This is a genomic window from Thermoplasmata archaeon (assembly GCA_036395115.1).
GTDB lineage: Archaea > Thermoplasmatota > Thermoplasmata > RBG-16-68-12 > RBG-16-68-12 > RBG-16-68-12.
Map to the genome: position 1 here is coordinate 59,511 of DASWDU010000032.1, position 14,919 is coordinate 74,429.

Genomic DNA, 14,919 nt, shown 5'->3' on the forward strand with positions numbered 1-14,919 from the left:
TTATCTTCCCGCCGCGCCTTTTCGGCTTCAACGAGTCCTTCGGTTCTGTCATCTCGCTACCTTTCGATAGTTCGTATGCGCGCGCCGCTGGCCGGTCACTTCTCTAACTCGCCGCCGTCCGCCGCAGCGGGCGCCCGAATTCGGCCTTCGGCCACGCTGGCCCGGTAACTGCGGAACAGCCGGATCGCCATCGAGACACCAACGGCGAACAGGACCACGCCTACGAGGACAAAGACCGCGTTGATCCCGACCGCGACGAGGATATAGGTCTTGTCCGTTTGGATTGGACCCCGGACGTTCCGGAGGACCCACGAAGAGTCGTTTTGAGTGTAGAGCCAGACCGAGTACAGGAACGTCCATGTCTGCCACACGAGTGCCGCGAGCGTCGTGACAATCATGAAGACTCCCGGGATGAGCGAATATCTCGTCGGCGCGCGGGTCCTCGCGAGGTGGATCGTGATCAGCATAATCGCGAGCCCCGCAAGGAGCTGGTTTGCGCCGCCGAAGTAGAGCCACAACGCCCACCAGCTTCCCGAGACCGCGAAGCCCCACGGAACGCCGAGGCCGACAACCGTCGACACGTGCTTGTTCCCGAACACACGGAACCGCCCCTCCGCCCACGTTTCCCCCGCCACCAGGCGGAAGAACCGAGTGACGAGCGCCTGGACGGTCAGGGCGTAGATGATGAGCACGAGCCCGAAGAAGGTCGTCAGGACCGCCGTCGTGAGATTCCCGAGGAACGGGGAGGTAAGGACGACCGCCCCGGCCACCCATGCGGCCACGTTCGTCCGACCTGCGAAGAACGACGGCGCGAGGACCATGTACGCGATCAGGGAGGCGAGGGCGAGAAGGCCCTCGGACAGCATCGCGCCGCCGCCAACCGGAAGGGCATCCGTCTCGATGTCGAGTTGTTTCGAGGAGGACGAGCTGCTCACGAGGCTGTGCCAACCCGAGATGGCCCCGCACGCGATGGCCACGAACAGAATGGGCCATATCGGTCCGAGGATCCCTTGAGGGTCGACCCAGAACGGTCCCGCGGGCATCTGGACGCTAATCGGAGCACCGGGTCCGATCACAAACGACCCGATCTGGATTGGCCAGAATGGAGTCATGAGCGCGCCGACCAGGATAAGGATGATCGCCGCGTATGCCGGGTAGAACGCCAAATAGTTGGTCGGTTGGACGAACATCGGCGTCGGCAGGACGGCGGCCGCATACAGGATGACGGCGCAAATGAAGGCCCACACCGGGAGATTCCATGCGCCCCACGGCAGGGAGACCGGGACGGCGACGCCGAGATAGATGCTGATGACGACGAGCGCAAGGCCGATTCCGGTGACCGCGAAGACGTTCACCTTGAAGCGATACAGGAGCTGGCCGCACAACACGCCGGCAAGGAGGATCCCGATCGTCGCGACGAACGTTCCGGGGAACGCGTTCCAGAAGGACGCGATCAAGGCGATGAATGTCGCCGAGATGATGATGAGGTAGAACAGCACGAACGCGAGGAGGTTCGTCCGTCCGCGGGCCCCCGTGAACTCATGGGTGATCGGCCCGAACGAGCGGCCTTCCTTGCGGACGGACAGCATCATCGCACCGTAGTCTTGCAGCCATCCGATGAAGAAGTTCCCGCCGATGATCCAGAGCAGGGCGGGCAACCAGCCGTAGGTGATGCCGATGAACGGGCCGAGGATCGGCCCGAGCGCCGCGACGCTCTTGAACTGGTAGCCCCAGAGGACGTACCGACTCGTCGGGAAGTACTCGACGCCGTCCATGTACATGTGCGCAGGCGTCGTCCGCTTCGCGTCGGACCGCCAGACGTTCCGGTCGATCCACTTCGCGTACCCCCAATACGCGATTCCATACAGGACGATCGTCGCAATGACCCACAAGAACGGAGTTGCCAGAAAGTCTACCACACAGCCCGCCTCCCGCACACCCTGGCCCTTGCCAGGACCCGCCATGGGTAAGCGTGTCAGGTCCTTAAAAAGTCACGCTTGCCGGCGGCCGGCGCCACGCGCGGCCGGAAGCAAGATAGGGTCGTTCGGCCATCTGATATTGAATTGTACAGGCCTCCGCGTGTGCAACTGCTCGGCCTCTTGCCCGCCATGCTCAAGCCGTGCGGACCCGCCTGCGCCCAGCCCTTCACGAACCGTACGGTCGAGGCACTGCGGTCGGAGGAACTCCGCGAGACACCGGCATTCATGATCGAGAATGCGGAGCGTGCGCACGAACTCGCGGAAGACTTGTTCCGCGACTTCGGAAACCGGATTCGCATCGAGGTCGTCGGATTCGATTCGCCGCGCGGCGTTTGGCTCGGGCTGCGGCACCGGATCGGCCGTGGATTCGCCGTCATCGTGGATGGCCACGAGGTGCTCCGTGACCCGACGGACTACGAACCGGTGAGAGGCGCGGTTTCTCGAGCGCTCGTGGCGCGGCCGTCGCCCGCCTAGTCCGGTCCCCCGGCGACGGCGTCCGGGGCGCCGAACGTCCGGAACACGAGCGGAAGCGACGCTAGCCACCCGATCTCGAAGATGAGGGACACGATCGACGGCAACGTCGCGGTCGGGCCGAACATCGCGAACGCGAGGACGACCGCGAGCCCGAGATTCTTGAACGACGCGAACGTCGTGAGCGAAAGCTGCGTCCCCCTGGGGGCGCGCGCCACCCTCGCCGCGAGGAACACCAAGCTGCCAACGCCGAACGTCCGAACGAACGCGAGGACCGACAGGACCCCGAGCAGGTCCGGTCGTTGGATCAAGGGATCGCGAGTCGAACCGGAGACCGCGATGACGAGGAAGAAGAACGTGACGCTCACGACGGTGATCCGGGCGTCCCGCACCCGGGGCCAGTGCGCAATCGCACGCGACCCAACGAGGGGCGCCCCGATCAGAAGGACTGTCTGCAGCAAGAGCTCCGACACCGGGACCGCCTGGCTCGTGAATGCGAGCGTGATGAGGGGCACGAGCGCGAGGCCGAGGAGATACAGAGTCGCCAACGAGACGAGCGCGCGGCGCGTGTCGCCCTTGAGGTAGGCGGTGATCGGCACAACGGCCACGGCGGGGGGCACGGCGGCCATGAGGACCCAACCGTCCCGGATCGCCACCTCGTAGCTCACGTAGGCGAACGCGAGGATGACGCCGCTCAACAGGACGTAACTCAGGGCGAACGAAACGAGGAAGCCTCGGACCTCGGCGCGGGGCGAAATTCCCTTCAAGGTGATCTCGGACAAGGAGAACGCCATCCCGACGGCCAGCGCCAGCTGGGAGATCTCTTTCGAGTAGGCCGGGAAGCCTCCCGTCGCGAATCCAACGACGAGGCCTGAGGCGACCATCGTCGGGAAGCTCCGCCACGGCCGGAACACGCGAGGGCGAGACGGACGCGCGTTGAAAAGCTTGACGCAGCGGACGTCACACGGCGGCGAGCACGGCGCCGAGGATCGCGAGTCCGACGGCGAACTCTTGCGGGAACGGGGCTCGGCGTGGGGATCGATCTTGGACCTCGCGGCGGCGGTGGGTGCGGCACTTTTATCCAACCCATCGAATATTCGGGCCCGAGACCGTGGGCGACGAAATCCGGGTCACGAAGGAATTGTACATCGCCCCGAGCGACTTGTGGGAGCTCATCCTGTCCCTCGGCGGCGTGAAGTTCTGGATCGTCGCCATGGCGCCTCTTTACATCGGCTGGGTGCTCGCGCAATCCGCCTCGGATCGCCATCTGTTCATCAACGATCTGCGGGTCGTCCTCGCCCTACTCGTCGTCGGCCCGTTCCTCGGGACCTTCACGCTGCTCTTCAACACGTACTACGACATGCGCACGACGGACCAAGTGAATCCCCGCAAGCGATACGTGAAAATCGTCGAGGAGCTCACGGATCCGGAGACGCTCCTCCTCGGCTCGATCGGATTCGCGGCGATCGGCGTGCTCTTGGCATTCTACATCTCCCAGAACCTGATCGTGTACGGCGGCGCGGCAAACCCCACGGGCCCGTACGTCTTCCTCTTGCTGACCGTCGTCCTGGTGGCCCTCTCCCTGGCGTACTCCCATCCCCGCCTCCATTGGAAGGGCGTCGCGGGCATGGACCTCGTCACGAACATGGTGGGCTTCGGGCTGATCTGCCCCGCGGCCGGCTGGTCCCTCCTGCGCCCGATCGAACAGGCGCCGTGGTGGTATTTCATCGCGATTACGCTGTTCCTCGGCGCCGTCTACGCTCCGACGACGGCCTCGGACTACGAGAGCGACCGCGCGTTCGGGATCCGGACGCTCGCGGTGCGGCTCGGGGTGGAGCGGACGCTCCTCACCGGATTCGTGTTGCAGTGCCTCGCCGTGCTCGCGCTGGCGGTCGGATGGACGCTCCGCGCGTTTCCGTTCTCGGCCGCCGAGACGGGCGCGGTCGATGCGATGGGCCGCCTCTGGCCGTTTCTCGGTCTTCAGATCGCCTTCTATCCGTTCTTCGTTCGACGTCCGACGGTCGGGAAGATCTGGGCGCTCCTCCTGTTGCTCTCGATCACGCAGGGCCTCGGCGTCCTCCTGATGCTGTTCGGGTTCACGGGCGGGATGAGCTGAGTCCGTCCGGGCGGCGGACCGCCTCGTGCCACCACGCAACCTCGGGGCACCGGGAAGCGGCCGTGTGACGGCGCTCGGACTAAAGGCATAAGCCCCCACAATCGCATTCACGTCCATCGCATGGCCCTGTTCGCAAAGGACATCGTCGAGAAGGACTTCCTCTCGATGGCGCCGGCTGCCTCGGTCCTCGAAGCCGCGAAGGCGATGGCGGCCCGCCACCACGGGTTCGTCATCGTCGAGGCGCCGATGGGGAACCCGATCGGAATCGTCACGGAATGGGATGTCCTTGCGAAGGTCGTCGCGGCGGGACGGAATCCGGCCGACGTGCACCTGGAGGCGGTCATGACGCCCGGCCCGCTCGTGTCCGTCGACGGGAAGGCGGGCATCGACCAGGTCGCGCAGACGATGGCGGAGAAAGGCACGCGGCGGGTCCTGGTCGTCGAGGCCGGCAAGGTCATCGGCGTGATCCACGTGCAAACGATCCTCGCACGGATGCGGGAGTACATCGACTCGATCAGCGCGCAGATCGCCCGCGGCCAGTCGCCGATGCTCTGACGCGGCGAACCGCCGGGCTCACCTGGGCCGCTCGATGATTGTCGCGACGCCCATGCCGAAGCCGATGCACAGGGTCGCGAGGCCCCGGCGGACGTCCTGACGGTCCATCTCGTGGAGCATCGTGATGATGAGGCGGGCGCCGCTCATCCCGAGCGGATGGCCCAGGCCAATCGCCCCGCCGTTCACGTTCAGCTTTGCGTCGTCGAAACCGATCGTGTCGCGCGTCGCGAGCGGGACGCTGGCGAACGCCTCGTTGACCTCCCAGAGGTCGATGTCGTCCGGCTTGAGATCCACGCGCGCGAGCGCCTTGCGGATCGCAGGGATCGTGCCGTCGAGCATGATCGTCGGGTTCGTGCCGGCGACGCCCGTGGAAATGAGCCGCGCGCGGGGCTCCAGCTTGAGCTCCTTCGCCGTCTCCGGATTCGTGATCAGGAGCGCGCACGCGCCGTCGTTGATGCCGCTCGAGTTGCCCGCCGTGATCCGTCCGTCCGGCTTGAAGGCGGGCGGGAGGGACGCGAGCTTCTCCAGGGACGTATTTCGTCGAGGGTGCTCGTCCGTGTCGAACATCCGCTTGTTGCCGTTCTCGTCCAGCACGGGGACGGGCTCGATCTCTTTCTTGAACCGGCCCTCGTCGATCGCGCGGATCGCCTTGCGGTGCGACCACAGGGAGAACTCGTCCATCTGCTCTCGCGTCACGTGGTACTTGTCCGCCACGAGGTCGGCCGAGATCCCCTGTTGCACGATCTCGTATTTCTCGAGGAGCTTCGGGCTCAAGGCGCCGCCGTCCGAGCCGAGCGGCACGCGGGACATCGACTCGACGCCGCCCGCGACGACGACGTCCGCCTGGCCCGTCATGACTTCCATCGACGCGAAGTTGAACGCCTGCAGTCCGGAGGCGCACATCCGGTTCACGCTCGTGCCCGGCACGGACTCCGGGAATCCGGCGATGAGCGGCGCGAGCCGTCCGATGTTCATCCCCTGCTCGTCGACCTGCGTGACGCAGCCCAGGACGACGTCCTCGACGAGCCTCGGCTCGATGCCCGCGCGGTCGATGAGGGCCCGCAGCGCGAATGCGGCCAAGTCGTCGGGCCGCCATTCTTTGAGGGAGCCGCCCCGCTTCCCGATCGGGGTGCGCACCGCCTCGACGATCACGGCCTCGGGCATTTCGTTCCTCGATCGACACCATGGACCGCGTCGGATAAGAAGATTCCCCAGTGCGCCCGAAGATTGATAGCGAGGCCGCCGGTTCCACGCCCGATGCCGGCCGCGCTCGAGGGGATCGTCGTGATCGATTTCACGCGCCTCCTCCCGGGCCCGTTCTGCACGCAGCTGCTCTGCAACCTCGGCGCCGACGTCATCAAGATCGAGGACCCGGGGCTTGGCGACTACATGAGGGCCGTCCCGCCGACGATCGACGACACGTCGTTTCCGTTCCTCATGGTGAACCGCGGGAAACGCTCGCTCGCGGTCGACCTGAAGACGCCGGAGGGACAGGAGATTCTTCGGCGACTGGCCCGCCGCGCGGACGTCGTCGTCGAGCAATTCCGGCCGGGCGTGATGACGCGGCTCGGCGTGGACTACGACGGGCTCGCGATGATGAATCCGAGGCTCGTGTACTGCTCCTTTTCGGGATACGGCCAGACGGGGCCGTACAAGGACCTCCCGGGCCACGACCTCAACTTCGAGGCGCTCGCCGGGATCCTGTCGGTGACGGGGAACCGGGACGACCGCCGCCCGGCGATCCCGGGCGTGCCGATCGCGGACCTCGCCGCGGGGTTCAACGCGGCCCTCGCGATCCTCGCCGCGCTCCGTACTCGGGACCGGACCGGGCGAGGCGAGTTCATCGACGTCGCGATCTACGACACCGCGGTCGTCCTCATGGTCCTCGGCCTCGCGCGGTACCTCGCGACGGGGGAGGAACCGGTGGCGGGGGAGACCCTCCTGACCGGCGTGTTCCCGTTCTACAATCTCTACGAGACGAGTGACGGACGATGGCTCGCCGTCGCAACGGTCGAGCCGAAGTTCTGGACCCGGATGTGCGAGCTGATCGGCGCGCCGGAGCTGTCCGATCGACAGTTCGCGGAAGGGGAGGCACGGGCCGCCGTCGCGGAGACGTTGGCGACGAAGTTCCGCGAGCGATCGCTCGAAGCGTGGGAGAGCCTCTTCGCCGAGGACCGACTGCCCATCACGGGCGTGAAGCGCGTCCCGGAGGTCGTGGTCGATCCTCAGGTGAAGGCACGCGGCCTGCTTCCCATGGTGAACGTCCCCGGATTGCGGGAGGTCCAAGTGATCGCGCATCCGGCGAAGCATGGCGCCACGACGACGCGGAATCCCGCGCGCGTCCCGAAGAAAGGCCAGGACACGGACTCGATCTTGCGATCCATCGGATACACCAGCCGCCAGATCGCGGATCTCACGAAGAAAGGCGTCATCGCGAAGTGATGGGCGCTATTCGACCCGTACGGATGGGAAGTCGTTCACTCGCCCTTGAACTTCGGTTCCCGCTTCTCCATGAACGCCTGCAGGCCTTCGTAGATGTCCTCCGTCGATGCGACCAGGCCGAACGCCATCGCCTCCATCTCCAGCGCCGCGTCAATCGGTACGTCGCCGCTGCGGTTCAGGAGCGCCTTCGCGAGGCGGATCGCGATGGGCGCCTGCTTCGCGAGCTTTTCCGCAAAGGCGCGGACCTCCGAGTCGAACGCTTCGTTCTCCACCGTCTTCGTGACGAGGCCGATGGAGGCCGCCTCCTCTGCAGCGAGTCGCGAGCCGAGGAACACCAGCTCCTTCGCTTTCGGTTGTCCGAGGATGCGGACGAGCCGTTGGCTCCCGCCGGCTCCGGGGACGAGGCCGAGGTTGACCTCCGTCTGTCCGAGCTTCGCGCGCTTCGCAGCGATCCGGAAGTCACATGCGATGGCGAGCTCAAGGCCGCCGCCGAAGCAATGGCCGTTGATCGCGGCGATTGTCGGCTTCGGGAAATTCGCCAGGCGGCTGAAGACTTCCTCGGCGCGGCGGGAGAACTGCCAGACCTTGAACGCCTTCGAGATGTCGCTGAACGAAGTCAGGTCGGCGCCGGCGCTGAATGCTCGGTCGCCGGCCCCGGTGATGACGACGCACCGCACGTCCCCATTGCGGTCGAGCTCGCGGAGCGACTGATCGAGCTCGTCGAAGACCTGCGGGCTCAGCGTGTTCAGGCGGTCGGGTCGATTCAACGTCACGGTCGCCACCATGCTCGCCGCGTCCGTCGTCACGAGGAGCGTTTCGTACTTCGTCATGGCATCATCGTCTCGATGCTCGTAGAATCCCTTGCCGGACTTCACGCCAAGGTCCCCGCGGGCCACCATGTCCGCGAGGATTTTCGCGGGCTTGGAGCGCGCGTGTCCTTTTAGCGCTGCTAGGACGACGTCGATTCCGAGATCGTCCGCAGTCGCGAGCGGGCCCTTCGGGAATGCCGTCCCGAGACGCATCGCCTCGTCGATCTCGGCCGGGCTCGCGACGTCCATCGACACGAGTTCCGCGGCCTCGTTGATCATCGGCGCGAGGATCCGGATCGGCTCGAACGTCGCCCCCATCTCGGGCGTGAGCTTCGGCCGGCCGTCGGCGTACGCGTAGAAGCCCGCTCCGGCCTTGCGGCCGACCTTCTTCGCGTCGACGAGCGCCTGCACGGCCTTCGGCATCGGCCGGTTCGCATTCACGATCAGATGGTGCAGGACGTCCACGCCGACCTGGTCCGCCAGCTCGAACGGCCCCATCGGGAACCCCGCGCGGAATCGCATCGCGGCGTCGATCGCCTCGATGGGAATGCCTTCCTGCTCGTGGATCCATGCGGCCTCCTCGAAGTACGGACCGAGGACCCTGGTCGTGATGAACCCGGGGACGTCCTTCCGCACGACGATCGGCGTCTTGCCCAGAGACTTCGTCAGCTCGACCGCCGCGGCGAGCGTCGCGTCGCTGGTCGGGTCGGCGCGGATGACCTCGATGAGCGGCATGAGCATCGGCGGGTTGAAGAAGTGCATGCCGACGACCTTCTGCGGCCGCTTCGTCGCGAGGGCCATGTTCGTGATCGGCAACGCGGACGTATTCGAGGCGAGGATCGTCTTCTCCGGAGCGGCGGCGTCGAGCTCCCGGAACACTTTCTTCTTTAGCTCGGCATCTTCGAACACCGCCTCGATCGCGACGTCGGCGTCGTGGCACGCCTCCCGAAGATCGAGCGTCGCGCGGATGCGCGCGAGGGCCGCGTCGGCATCGGCCTGGCGGATCTGGCTCTTCTCGACGAGCTTCCCCAGCGACCAACGGATCCGCTCCATCCCGCGGTCGAGGTATTCTTGCTTGATGTCCCGCATCCGGACGTCGTGGCCATGGAGGGCCGCGAGCTCCGCGATGCCGTGGCCCATCTCCCCCGCGCCGATCACCGCGATCTTCATCGAGACGCGTCCGATCCCGTGGATGGTCCGTGCGGAGTTAAAGGTGTGGCCCCGGAAGCGCGAAACCTTGTATCCGCGGGCTCCTTGTCCGCGATAAGATGGCGGATCTCCTCCAGACCGGCGGGATCGTGATTGCGACGGTCGCCGCGATCGTCGTCCCGTTCGTCGTGGTCCCGGAAATCCTCGAGCGAAGAGGGGGCTACAATCCCAGGAGCGGAATCGTCCGCGGCGTCGTGTGGGCGTCCTTCTTGGCAATCGTCCTCGTGCCCGCGATCGCGAGCGGCTTCCTTTTCTCCGTGACGAATCCCGTCGACTGGCTCATCTTCCTCCTCGCGATGGCGGTTGCGGTGCTGTACGACTACTACCGCTTGAACCCGGAAAAGGTCCCGTGGGCCCGCCCCAAGCCCGACCGTTGAGCCGCTTCGACGACGTCAGCCCGGACGAGACTCAGATGAAGCTCCAATCTCGAAGGACGTCCTCGAGGTTCGGGTGGCCGATCTCGTCGAGCTCGTATCGCACGTGGACGACGGGCTTCTTCGTCTTCAGGACGCGGCTCAGGTCGATCGGCGTGCCGCTCAGTACGAGGTCGCACGGCGTCGCGTCGATCGTCTCCTCGAGCTCCCGGATCTGCTTCGGGCCGTAGCCCATCGCGGGCAAGACCTTGCGGGAGTTCGGGTACTTCTTGTACGTCTCCTTGATCGAGCCGACCGCGTGGCCAACCGCGCTCACCACCTCCGCCGCGCCGAACCGCTCCGCCGCGATGAACGCCGCGCCGTACTCCATACCGCCGTGCGTCAGCGTGGGACCGTCCTCGATCGCGAGGACCTTCTTGCCGCGAATCGGCACGGTGTCGTCTGGGGTGATGGGAGACGCGGCCTCGACCATCACGACGTCCGGGTTGAGGGAACGGACGTTCCGCTTCACGGTCTCGACATTCTCCGGCGTCGCCGAGTCGACCTTGTTGATCACGACGACATCCGCCATGCGCACGTTCGTCTCGCCCGGATAGTAGGAGAGCTCGTGGCCCGGCCGGAGCGGGTCCGCGACGACGATGTGCAGGTCCGGCTTGAAGAACGGCGTGTCGTTGTTGCCGCCGTCCCAGAGGATGATCTCCGCCTCACGCTCGGCCTGCCGCAGGATCTTCTCGTAGTCCACGCCGGCGTAGACGACCGTCCCCTTGTCGATATGCGGCTCGTACTCCTCGCGCTCCTCGATCGTCGTCTTGTACGTGTCGAGGTCCTCGTACGTCGCGAAGCGCTCGACTGCCTGGGTCGCGAGGTCGCCGTAGGGCATCGGGTGCCGCACGACGACGACCTTCTTGCCGTGCGCCCGCAAGATGCTCGCGACGCGGCGCGTCGTCTGGCTCTTCCCGCTGCCCGTGCGGACGGCGCAGATCGCGACGACAGGCACGGCGGCCTTGAGCATCGTCGCCTGCGCCCCGAGGAGGAGGAAGTCCGCACCGTGCGCGTTCGCCAGGGCGATCCGGTGGCCGATGTACGCGTAGTCGACATCGGAGTACGAGAAGACGAGGGCCTGGGCGTGGAACCGCTCGATGAGCCGGGGCAGGTCCTCCTCCGGGAAGATCGGGACGCCGTCCGGGTACCTCGGCCCCGCGAGGGAGGCGGGGTACCTGCGAGTCTCGATGCCGGGGATTTGCGTCGCGGTGAACGCGACGACCTCATACGCCGCGTTGTCCCGGAAGTAGACGTTGAAATTGTGGAAGTCCCGGCCCGCAGCCCCGAGGATGATCACGCGGCGCGGCTCGGCCATGGGCACGAGGAGCAGACGAAGGGGCTTATCTTTTTTGGCGGACCGGAGCGGGATCCCTGCTTCCCGATTGTGGCGAGAACTCTTTGGAAAGACCTTTCCAAACGGGTACTTTCGCCCACCTCCCGCTCTTGGGTTAATGTCCCCAAACGCCGATCGTGATCGCATGCGAGGGATGCGGTCGTACTTGGTCCGGAAGCGTCTTCGCCGTTTTGCACAATCGCGGCGAGGTCAACCCTTAGAAGTCATCTCGTACGATGTCCCGGGATCCGCCAACGCCACCGCGGTCGCGATTGCTCACTTCGTCTTCGGAAGGACGGATCGTGTGCGGGTCAACGGGAACACTCGTGAGTATCGGTACGCGGGCTTTATTGAGCGAGATGGGGTCGTATGGCTGGGCCAGTCCGTCTTCCTCCTGACCCCAGCACGTTCCCGTGAGCTGCAATCATATCTCTCGGCCATGGGAGTCACATTCGAACGACTCCCCGTTCGAGTTGGATGACGCGGGTTTTGGAAAGACCTTTCCAACACGCCATGACGCGCCGCTGTCGTTCCGGTGGGCTTAATTTCCGACAATCCGGCCCGACGACCGCTCCGCGCCTTCCGGCCGAGCCGCCACCTCCCATTCGGAAAGACCTTTCCAAACGAGCCGACGAGACCACGGAGGCCGCTCACCGGTCGCACCCCGTGGCCCTACTGAACAAAGAGTTAGTCAGGCGGCCACGGGAGGGCGCCGTCCCGCTTTGGAAAGACCTTTCCAATCTTGGCTGTTGGATGAGATCAGGACGCTCGCAGTCCTGAAGATGCTGTCGAGCATCGCTTCCGTGAGGAGCTTCGTCTGTGTGTTCCGTTGGCTTGGATGATAAGAGGCGAGCAGGGTGACCGGCGGAATGGACCAGCGACCGGCATGGCGGAACTTCGGTCGCGGCGTGGGGACGTTGTGGCCTAGGGCCCGCCACGCGCGCAGGAAGGCGTCCATCGCCACCGCGCCAAGGGCGACGACCACACGCAAGTTCGGAAGGAGTGCGATCTCCCGCTCTATGAACGGCTGGCAGCGGGCAAACTCCACATGACTCGGCTTGTTCTGCGGCGGTGCGCACCGGACCGCCGCGACGATGTAGCAATCGTGCAGCGCGAGTCCGTCGTCCCGGGACACCGACGTGGGCTGGTTCGCGAACCCTGCGCGGTAGAGTGCGCGATACAGCCACTCGCCGCTGCGGTCGCCCGTGAACGCTCGCCCCGTGCGATTCCCGCCATGGGCCGCCGGCGCGAGGCCAACGACGAGCACCCGCGCCTGTGGATCGCCGAAGCCCGGCACCGGGCGTCCCCAATACGTCCAGTCGCGGAACGCGGCGCGCTTCGTGCGGGCCACGCCCTCGCGGTACCGCACGAGCCGTGGGCACCGGCGGCAAGCGACGATCTCGGAGGTCAGACGCCCGAGGTCGTCGGAGGCCATCGTCCTCCCGAATCGGATCGGGCGCAAAAGCTTCACGCCGCGGAAACCGCTAAGGCCCCCGAACGCCCCTCCGCACGTCGACGTTCTTCCTGCTCGCCTTGCCACTGCGCCTCGAGGGAGTGTCCGGCTCTCCCGTCCGCCTCGTCGCGCTGATGGAATGATCCGTCCGCGGGCAAAGGGCCTTTAGGCGACTCCGGCCTTCCAGGCCCGTGACGCCGTTTCGGTGGCGAACCGTCGTCGTTGTCGTCGTCGTCGCGCTCGCGGCGGCCGTCGCCCTCGACTACATCTTGGTGTGGATCACGCAGCCCGAACCCGGACCGGGTCCCAGCAACCCGGCCGTGCAACTCGAATCCGTGCAGACCGGCCTCGCGTGGCCCATCGCCCTGGCGTTCGCATCGGACGGACGCGTGTTCTACGCGGAGCGGTACACGGGGACCATCCGGATCATCGAGGCGGGCATCGTGCTCCCGACCCCATTCTATACGCTGACGAATACGGACACTTCGGGCGAGCGCGGGCTCCTCGGCCTCGCCCTCGACCCGGGATTCCCGGCGAGCCCGTGGGTGTACGCATACCAGACGTTCGACGATTCGGTGAACGGCACCGTCTACAATCGGATCGTGCGGATCCGGGCGAACGGCGACGTGGGGACCTCCGACTCCGTCATCCTGACGATGCCGGACCTGACCGGAGGCGTCGTCCACAACGGGGGTGTCATCGCCTTCGGGCCGGACGGGAAGCTGTACGCGGTGGTCGGAGAGAACACGTACGCCTCGCTCGCACAGAGCGGGATGAGCCTCCTGGGGAAAGTCCTCCGGATGAATCCGGACGGAAGCCCGCCCTCGGACAATCCGTTCTACGGGAGCGGGAGCTGGGAGAACCTCGTGTACACGTACGGGCACCGGAACATGTTCGGAGTCGCCTTCCATCCCGTCACCGGCGACGCATACGTCACGGAGAACGGGCCGGACTGCAACGACGAGGTCAACCATCTCGAGGCGGGTCGCAACTACGGCTGGGGTCCCACGGGGTCCTGCGGGAATCCGCCTTCGCCAGCCGACACGAACAGAGATGGCCCGAGCCCCGTGATGCCGATCGCCTCGTACTCGCCGACGTTCGCTCCGACCAATGTGGCGTTCTACACGGGTTCCTTGCTCCCGGAATCTCAGAACGACCTCATCTTCGGTGCGTGGGATGGGATACAGAACGACCACGGGCTCCGCGACCTGAGGCTCACGGCGGACGGAACGGCCGTCGTGAGCCAGACGATCCTGGTGACCGCAACGGAAGGAATCTTGGACGTGGAGATGGGTCCCGACGGCTACCTCTGGGTCACGACGCAGTCTACGATCCAACGGCTCGTCGCAGCGAACGCGACGTCGACCGATGCAGTCGCGTTCCCGGCTCTCCTCCTCGGGCCCACCCTCTCCGTCGTTCCTGAATCGCGACCATCCGCATTCTGGCGCAAGCTTTAGGGCCTGGTCGCGATATCCGCCCGAGGGCCCCTCGGTCAGCGGTGGGCCCGGGGCGGAGGTGCGTCGCGAATGGGTTCCAGTCCGAACGTGAGGCGGGCGTTAGTTGGTGTGAGCGTGGTGTTGGCGGCATTCGTGATCGCGGCGGGCCTCAGCGGCGTGGCATCCGCCGGGCGGCCTTCAGGAGTCAGAGCCTTCCTGGTTGGCTCGGGGTTCCTCTGCGGAGAGGAAGGCGCCTGTCCGGACGTCTCGAGGGCGGATAACGGAGACACCGTCGAGATCGCAGGCGATGGCACGTTCAACCCCGCGACGCGGAACGCGACGGGCAGCGGCACGTTCGTCCATCACCTTGCGGACGGGACCGTCTTCGCCCATGGGACGTGGGACGTCGTCGGGCTCATCTCGTTCAAGTCGTTCGGGACCGTCGACTTCGACGGCACGACGATCGAAGGGGGCCTCGCCCTCCTCCGCGTCGCGATCCACCCGAGCGAGTTCCCGGGCGTCACCTTCAGCGGCGTCCTCACGGTGGACTGCCTCGTTGGCAGTGCACCCGCAGGCGCGGACGAAGGCGTTCGCCTGAACGTCCAAGACACTCCGTTCAACTTCAACACGGAGGTCAGCGGGGAGACGCTCTTCCTCCCGCAGTAGCGCCACGGACTCGGTCCCGGAAGCCTTAGTAAGC

13 protein-coding genes are annotated in these 14,919 nt (G+C 66.0%); 7 read left to right on the plus strand and 6 right to left on the minus strand.

Annotation, left to right across the window (positions count from 1 at the left end; genetic code table 11):
- Positions 1 to 95: 95 nt before the first annotated feature.
- Positions 96 to 1,919 (minus strand): carbon starvation CstA family protein, encoded by a 1,824-nt coding sequence (locus VF992_07540; GenBank protein HEX9341002.1) that lies wholly within the window; start codon positions 1,917 to 1,919, stop codon positions 96 to 98.
- Between the two features lie 144 nt (positions 1,920 to 2,063).
- Here VF992_07540 and VF992_07545 point away from each other — a divergent pair, with 144 nt between their 5' ends.
- Positions 2,064 to 2,453: a hypothetical protein gene (locus VF992_07545; GenBank protein ID HEX9341003.1), complete on the plus strand. Its 390-nt coding sequence runs from the start codon at positions 2,064 to 2,066 to the stop codon at positions 2,451 to 2,453.
- On the opposite strand, the gene VF992_07550 is transcribed toward VF992_07545, so the two are convergent.
- On the minus strand, positions 2,450 to 3,364 hold the full coding sequence (locus tag VF992_07550; GenBank protein ID HEX9341004.1) for a hypothetical protein: 915 nt from the start codon (positions 3,362 to 3,364) through the stop codon (positions 2,450 to 2,452). The two genes, VF992_07545 and VF992_07550, sit on opposite strands and share 4 nt — an antisense overlap.
- Before the next feature lie 197 nt (positions 3,365 to 3,561).
- Here VF992_07550 and VF992_07555 point away from each other — a divergent pair, with 197 nt between their 5' ends.
- Together VF992_07555 and VF992_07560 are read left to right on the plus strand one after the other, a co-directional pair.
- A complete protein-coding gene (locus tag VF992_07555; GenBank protein HEX9341005.1) occupies positions 3,562 to 4,566 on the plus strand; it encodes a UbiA family prenyltransferase in 1,005 nt (334 codons plus the stop codon).
- Positions 4,567 to 4,686: 120 nt separating this feature from the next.
- Positions 4,687 to 5,121: a CBS domain-containing protein gene (locus tag VF992_07560; protein ID HEX9341006.1), complete on the plus strand. Its 435-nt coding sequence runs from the start codon at positions 4,687 to 4,689 to the stop codon at positions 5,119 to 5,121.
- 18 nt (positions 5,122 to 5,139) lie between these two features.
- Here VF992_07560 and VF992_07565 read toward each other — a convergent pair whose 3' ends face one another.
- Positions 5,140 to 6,285, minus strand: coding sequence for a thiolase family protein (locus VF992_07565; protein ID HEX9341007.1), 1,146 nt, complete (start codon positions 6,283 to 6,285; stop codon positions 5,140 to 5,142).
- 93 nt (positions 6,286 to 6,378) lie between these two features.
- On the opposite strand from VF992_07565, the gene VF992_07570 reads away from it, so the two are divergent.
- Positions 6,379 to 7,563 carry a CaiB/BaiF CoA-transferase family protein gene (locus VF992_07570; protein ID HEX9341008.1) on the plus strand — a complete coding sequence of 395 codons (1,185 nt, stop codon included), beginning with the start codon at positions 6,379 to 6,381 and terminating at the stop codon, positions 7,561 to 7,563.
- Positions 7,564 to 7,598: 35 nt separating this feature from the next.
- Here the strand turns inward: VF992_07570 and VF992_07575 are convergent, their stop codons facing one another.
- Positions 7,599 to 9,542, minus strand: coding sequence for an enoyl-CoA hydratase-related protein (locus tag VF992_07575; protein HEX9341009.1), 1,944 nt, complete (start codon positions 9,540 to 9,542; stop codon positions 7,599 to 7,601).
- A 98-nt stretch (positions 9,543 to 9,640) separates the two neighbouring features.
- On the opposite strand from VF992_07575, the gene VF992_07580 reads away from it, so the two are divergent.
- Complete coding sequence (locus VF992_07580) at positions 9,641 to 9,958, plus strand: hypothetical protein (GenBank protein HEX9341010.1); 318 nt, start codon at positions 9,641 to 9,643, stop codon at positions 9,956 to 9,958.
- Between the two features lie 31 nt (positions 9,959 to 9,989).
- Here VF992_07580 and VF992_07585 read toward each other — a convergent pair whose 3' ends face one another.
- Entirely contained in the window at positions 9,990 to 11,312 is a 1,323-nt protein-coding gene (locus tag VF992_07585; protein ID HEX9341011.1) for a cyclic 2,3-diphosphoglycerate synthase, read from the minus strand.
- 709 nt (positions 11,313 to 12,021) lie between these two features.
- A complete protein-coding gene (locus VF992_07590) occupies positions 12,022 to 12,765 on the minus strand; it encodes a uracil-DNA glycosylase (protein HEX9341012.1) in 744 nt (247 codons plus the stop codon).
- Between the two features lie 209 nt (positions 12,766 to 12,974).
- Here VF992_07590 and VF992_07595 point away from each other — a divergent pair, with 209 nt between their 5' ends.
- Both VF992_07595 and VF992_07600 read left to right on the plus strand, forming a co-directional pair.
- Positions 12,975 to 14,240: a PQQ-dependent sugar dehydrogenase gene (locus VF992_07595; GenBank protein ID HEX9341013.1), complete on the plus strand. Its 1,266-nt coding sequence runs from the start codon at positions 12,975 to 12,977 to the stop codon at positions 14,238 to 14,240.
- 69 nt (positions 14,241 to 14,309) lie between these two features.
- Entirely contained in the window at positions 14,310 to 14,885 is a 576-nt protein-coding gene (locus VF992_07600; protein ID HEX9341014.1) for a hypothetical protein, read from the plus strand.
- Positions 14,886 to 14,919: the final 34 nt, after the last annotated feature.

Coding starts and splice junctions, on each gene's coding strand:
- VF992_07585 (HEX9341011.1), bottom strand. CDS start 11,312: ATGGCCGAGCCGCGCCGCGTGATCATCCTCGGGGCTGCGGGCCGGGAC.
- VF992_07570 (HEX9341008.1), top strand. CDS start 6,379: ATGCCGGCCGCGCTCGAGGGGATCGTCGTGATCGATTTCACGCGCCTC.
- VF992_07590 (HEX9341012.1), bottom strand. CDS start 12,765: ATGGCCTCCGACGACCTCGGGCGTCTGACCTCCGAGATCGTCGCTTGC.
- VF992_07575 (HEX9341009.1), bottom strand. CDS start 9,542: ATGAAGATCGCGGTGATCGGCGCGGGGGAGATGGGCCACGGCATCGCG.
- VF992_07560 (HEX9341006.1), top strand. CDS start 4,687: ATGGCCCTGTTCGCAAAGGACATCGTCGAGAAGGACTTCCTCTCGATG.
- VF992_07565 (HEX9341007.1), bottom strand. CDS start 6,285: ATGCCCGAGGCCGTGATCGTCGAGGCGGTGCGCACCCCGATCGGGAAG.
- VF992_07600 (HEX9341014.1), top strand. CDS start 14,310: ATGGGTTCCAGTCCGAACGTGAGGCGGGCGTTAGTTGGTGTGAGCGTG.
- VF992_07580 (HEX9341010.1), top strand. CDS start 9,641: ATGGCGGATCTCCTCCAGACCGGCGGGATCGTGATTGCGACGGTCGCC.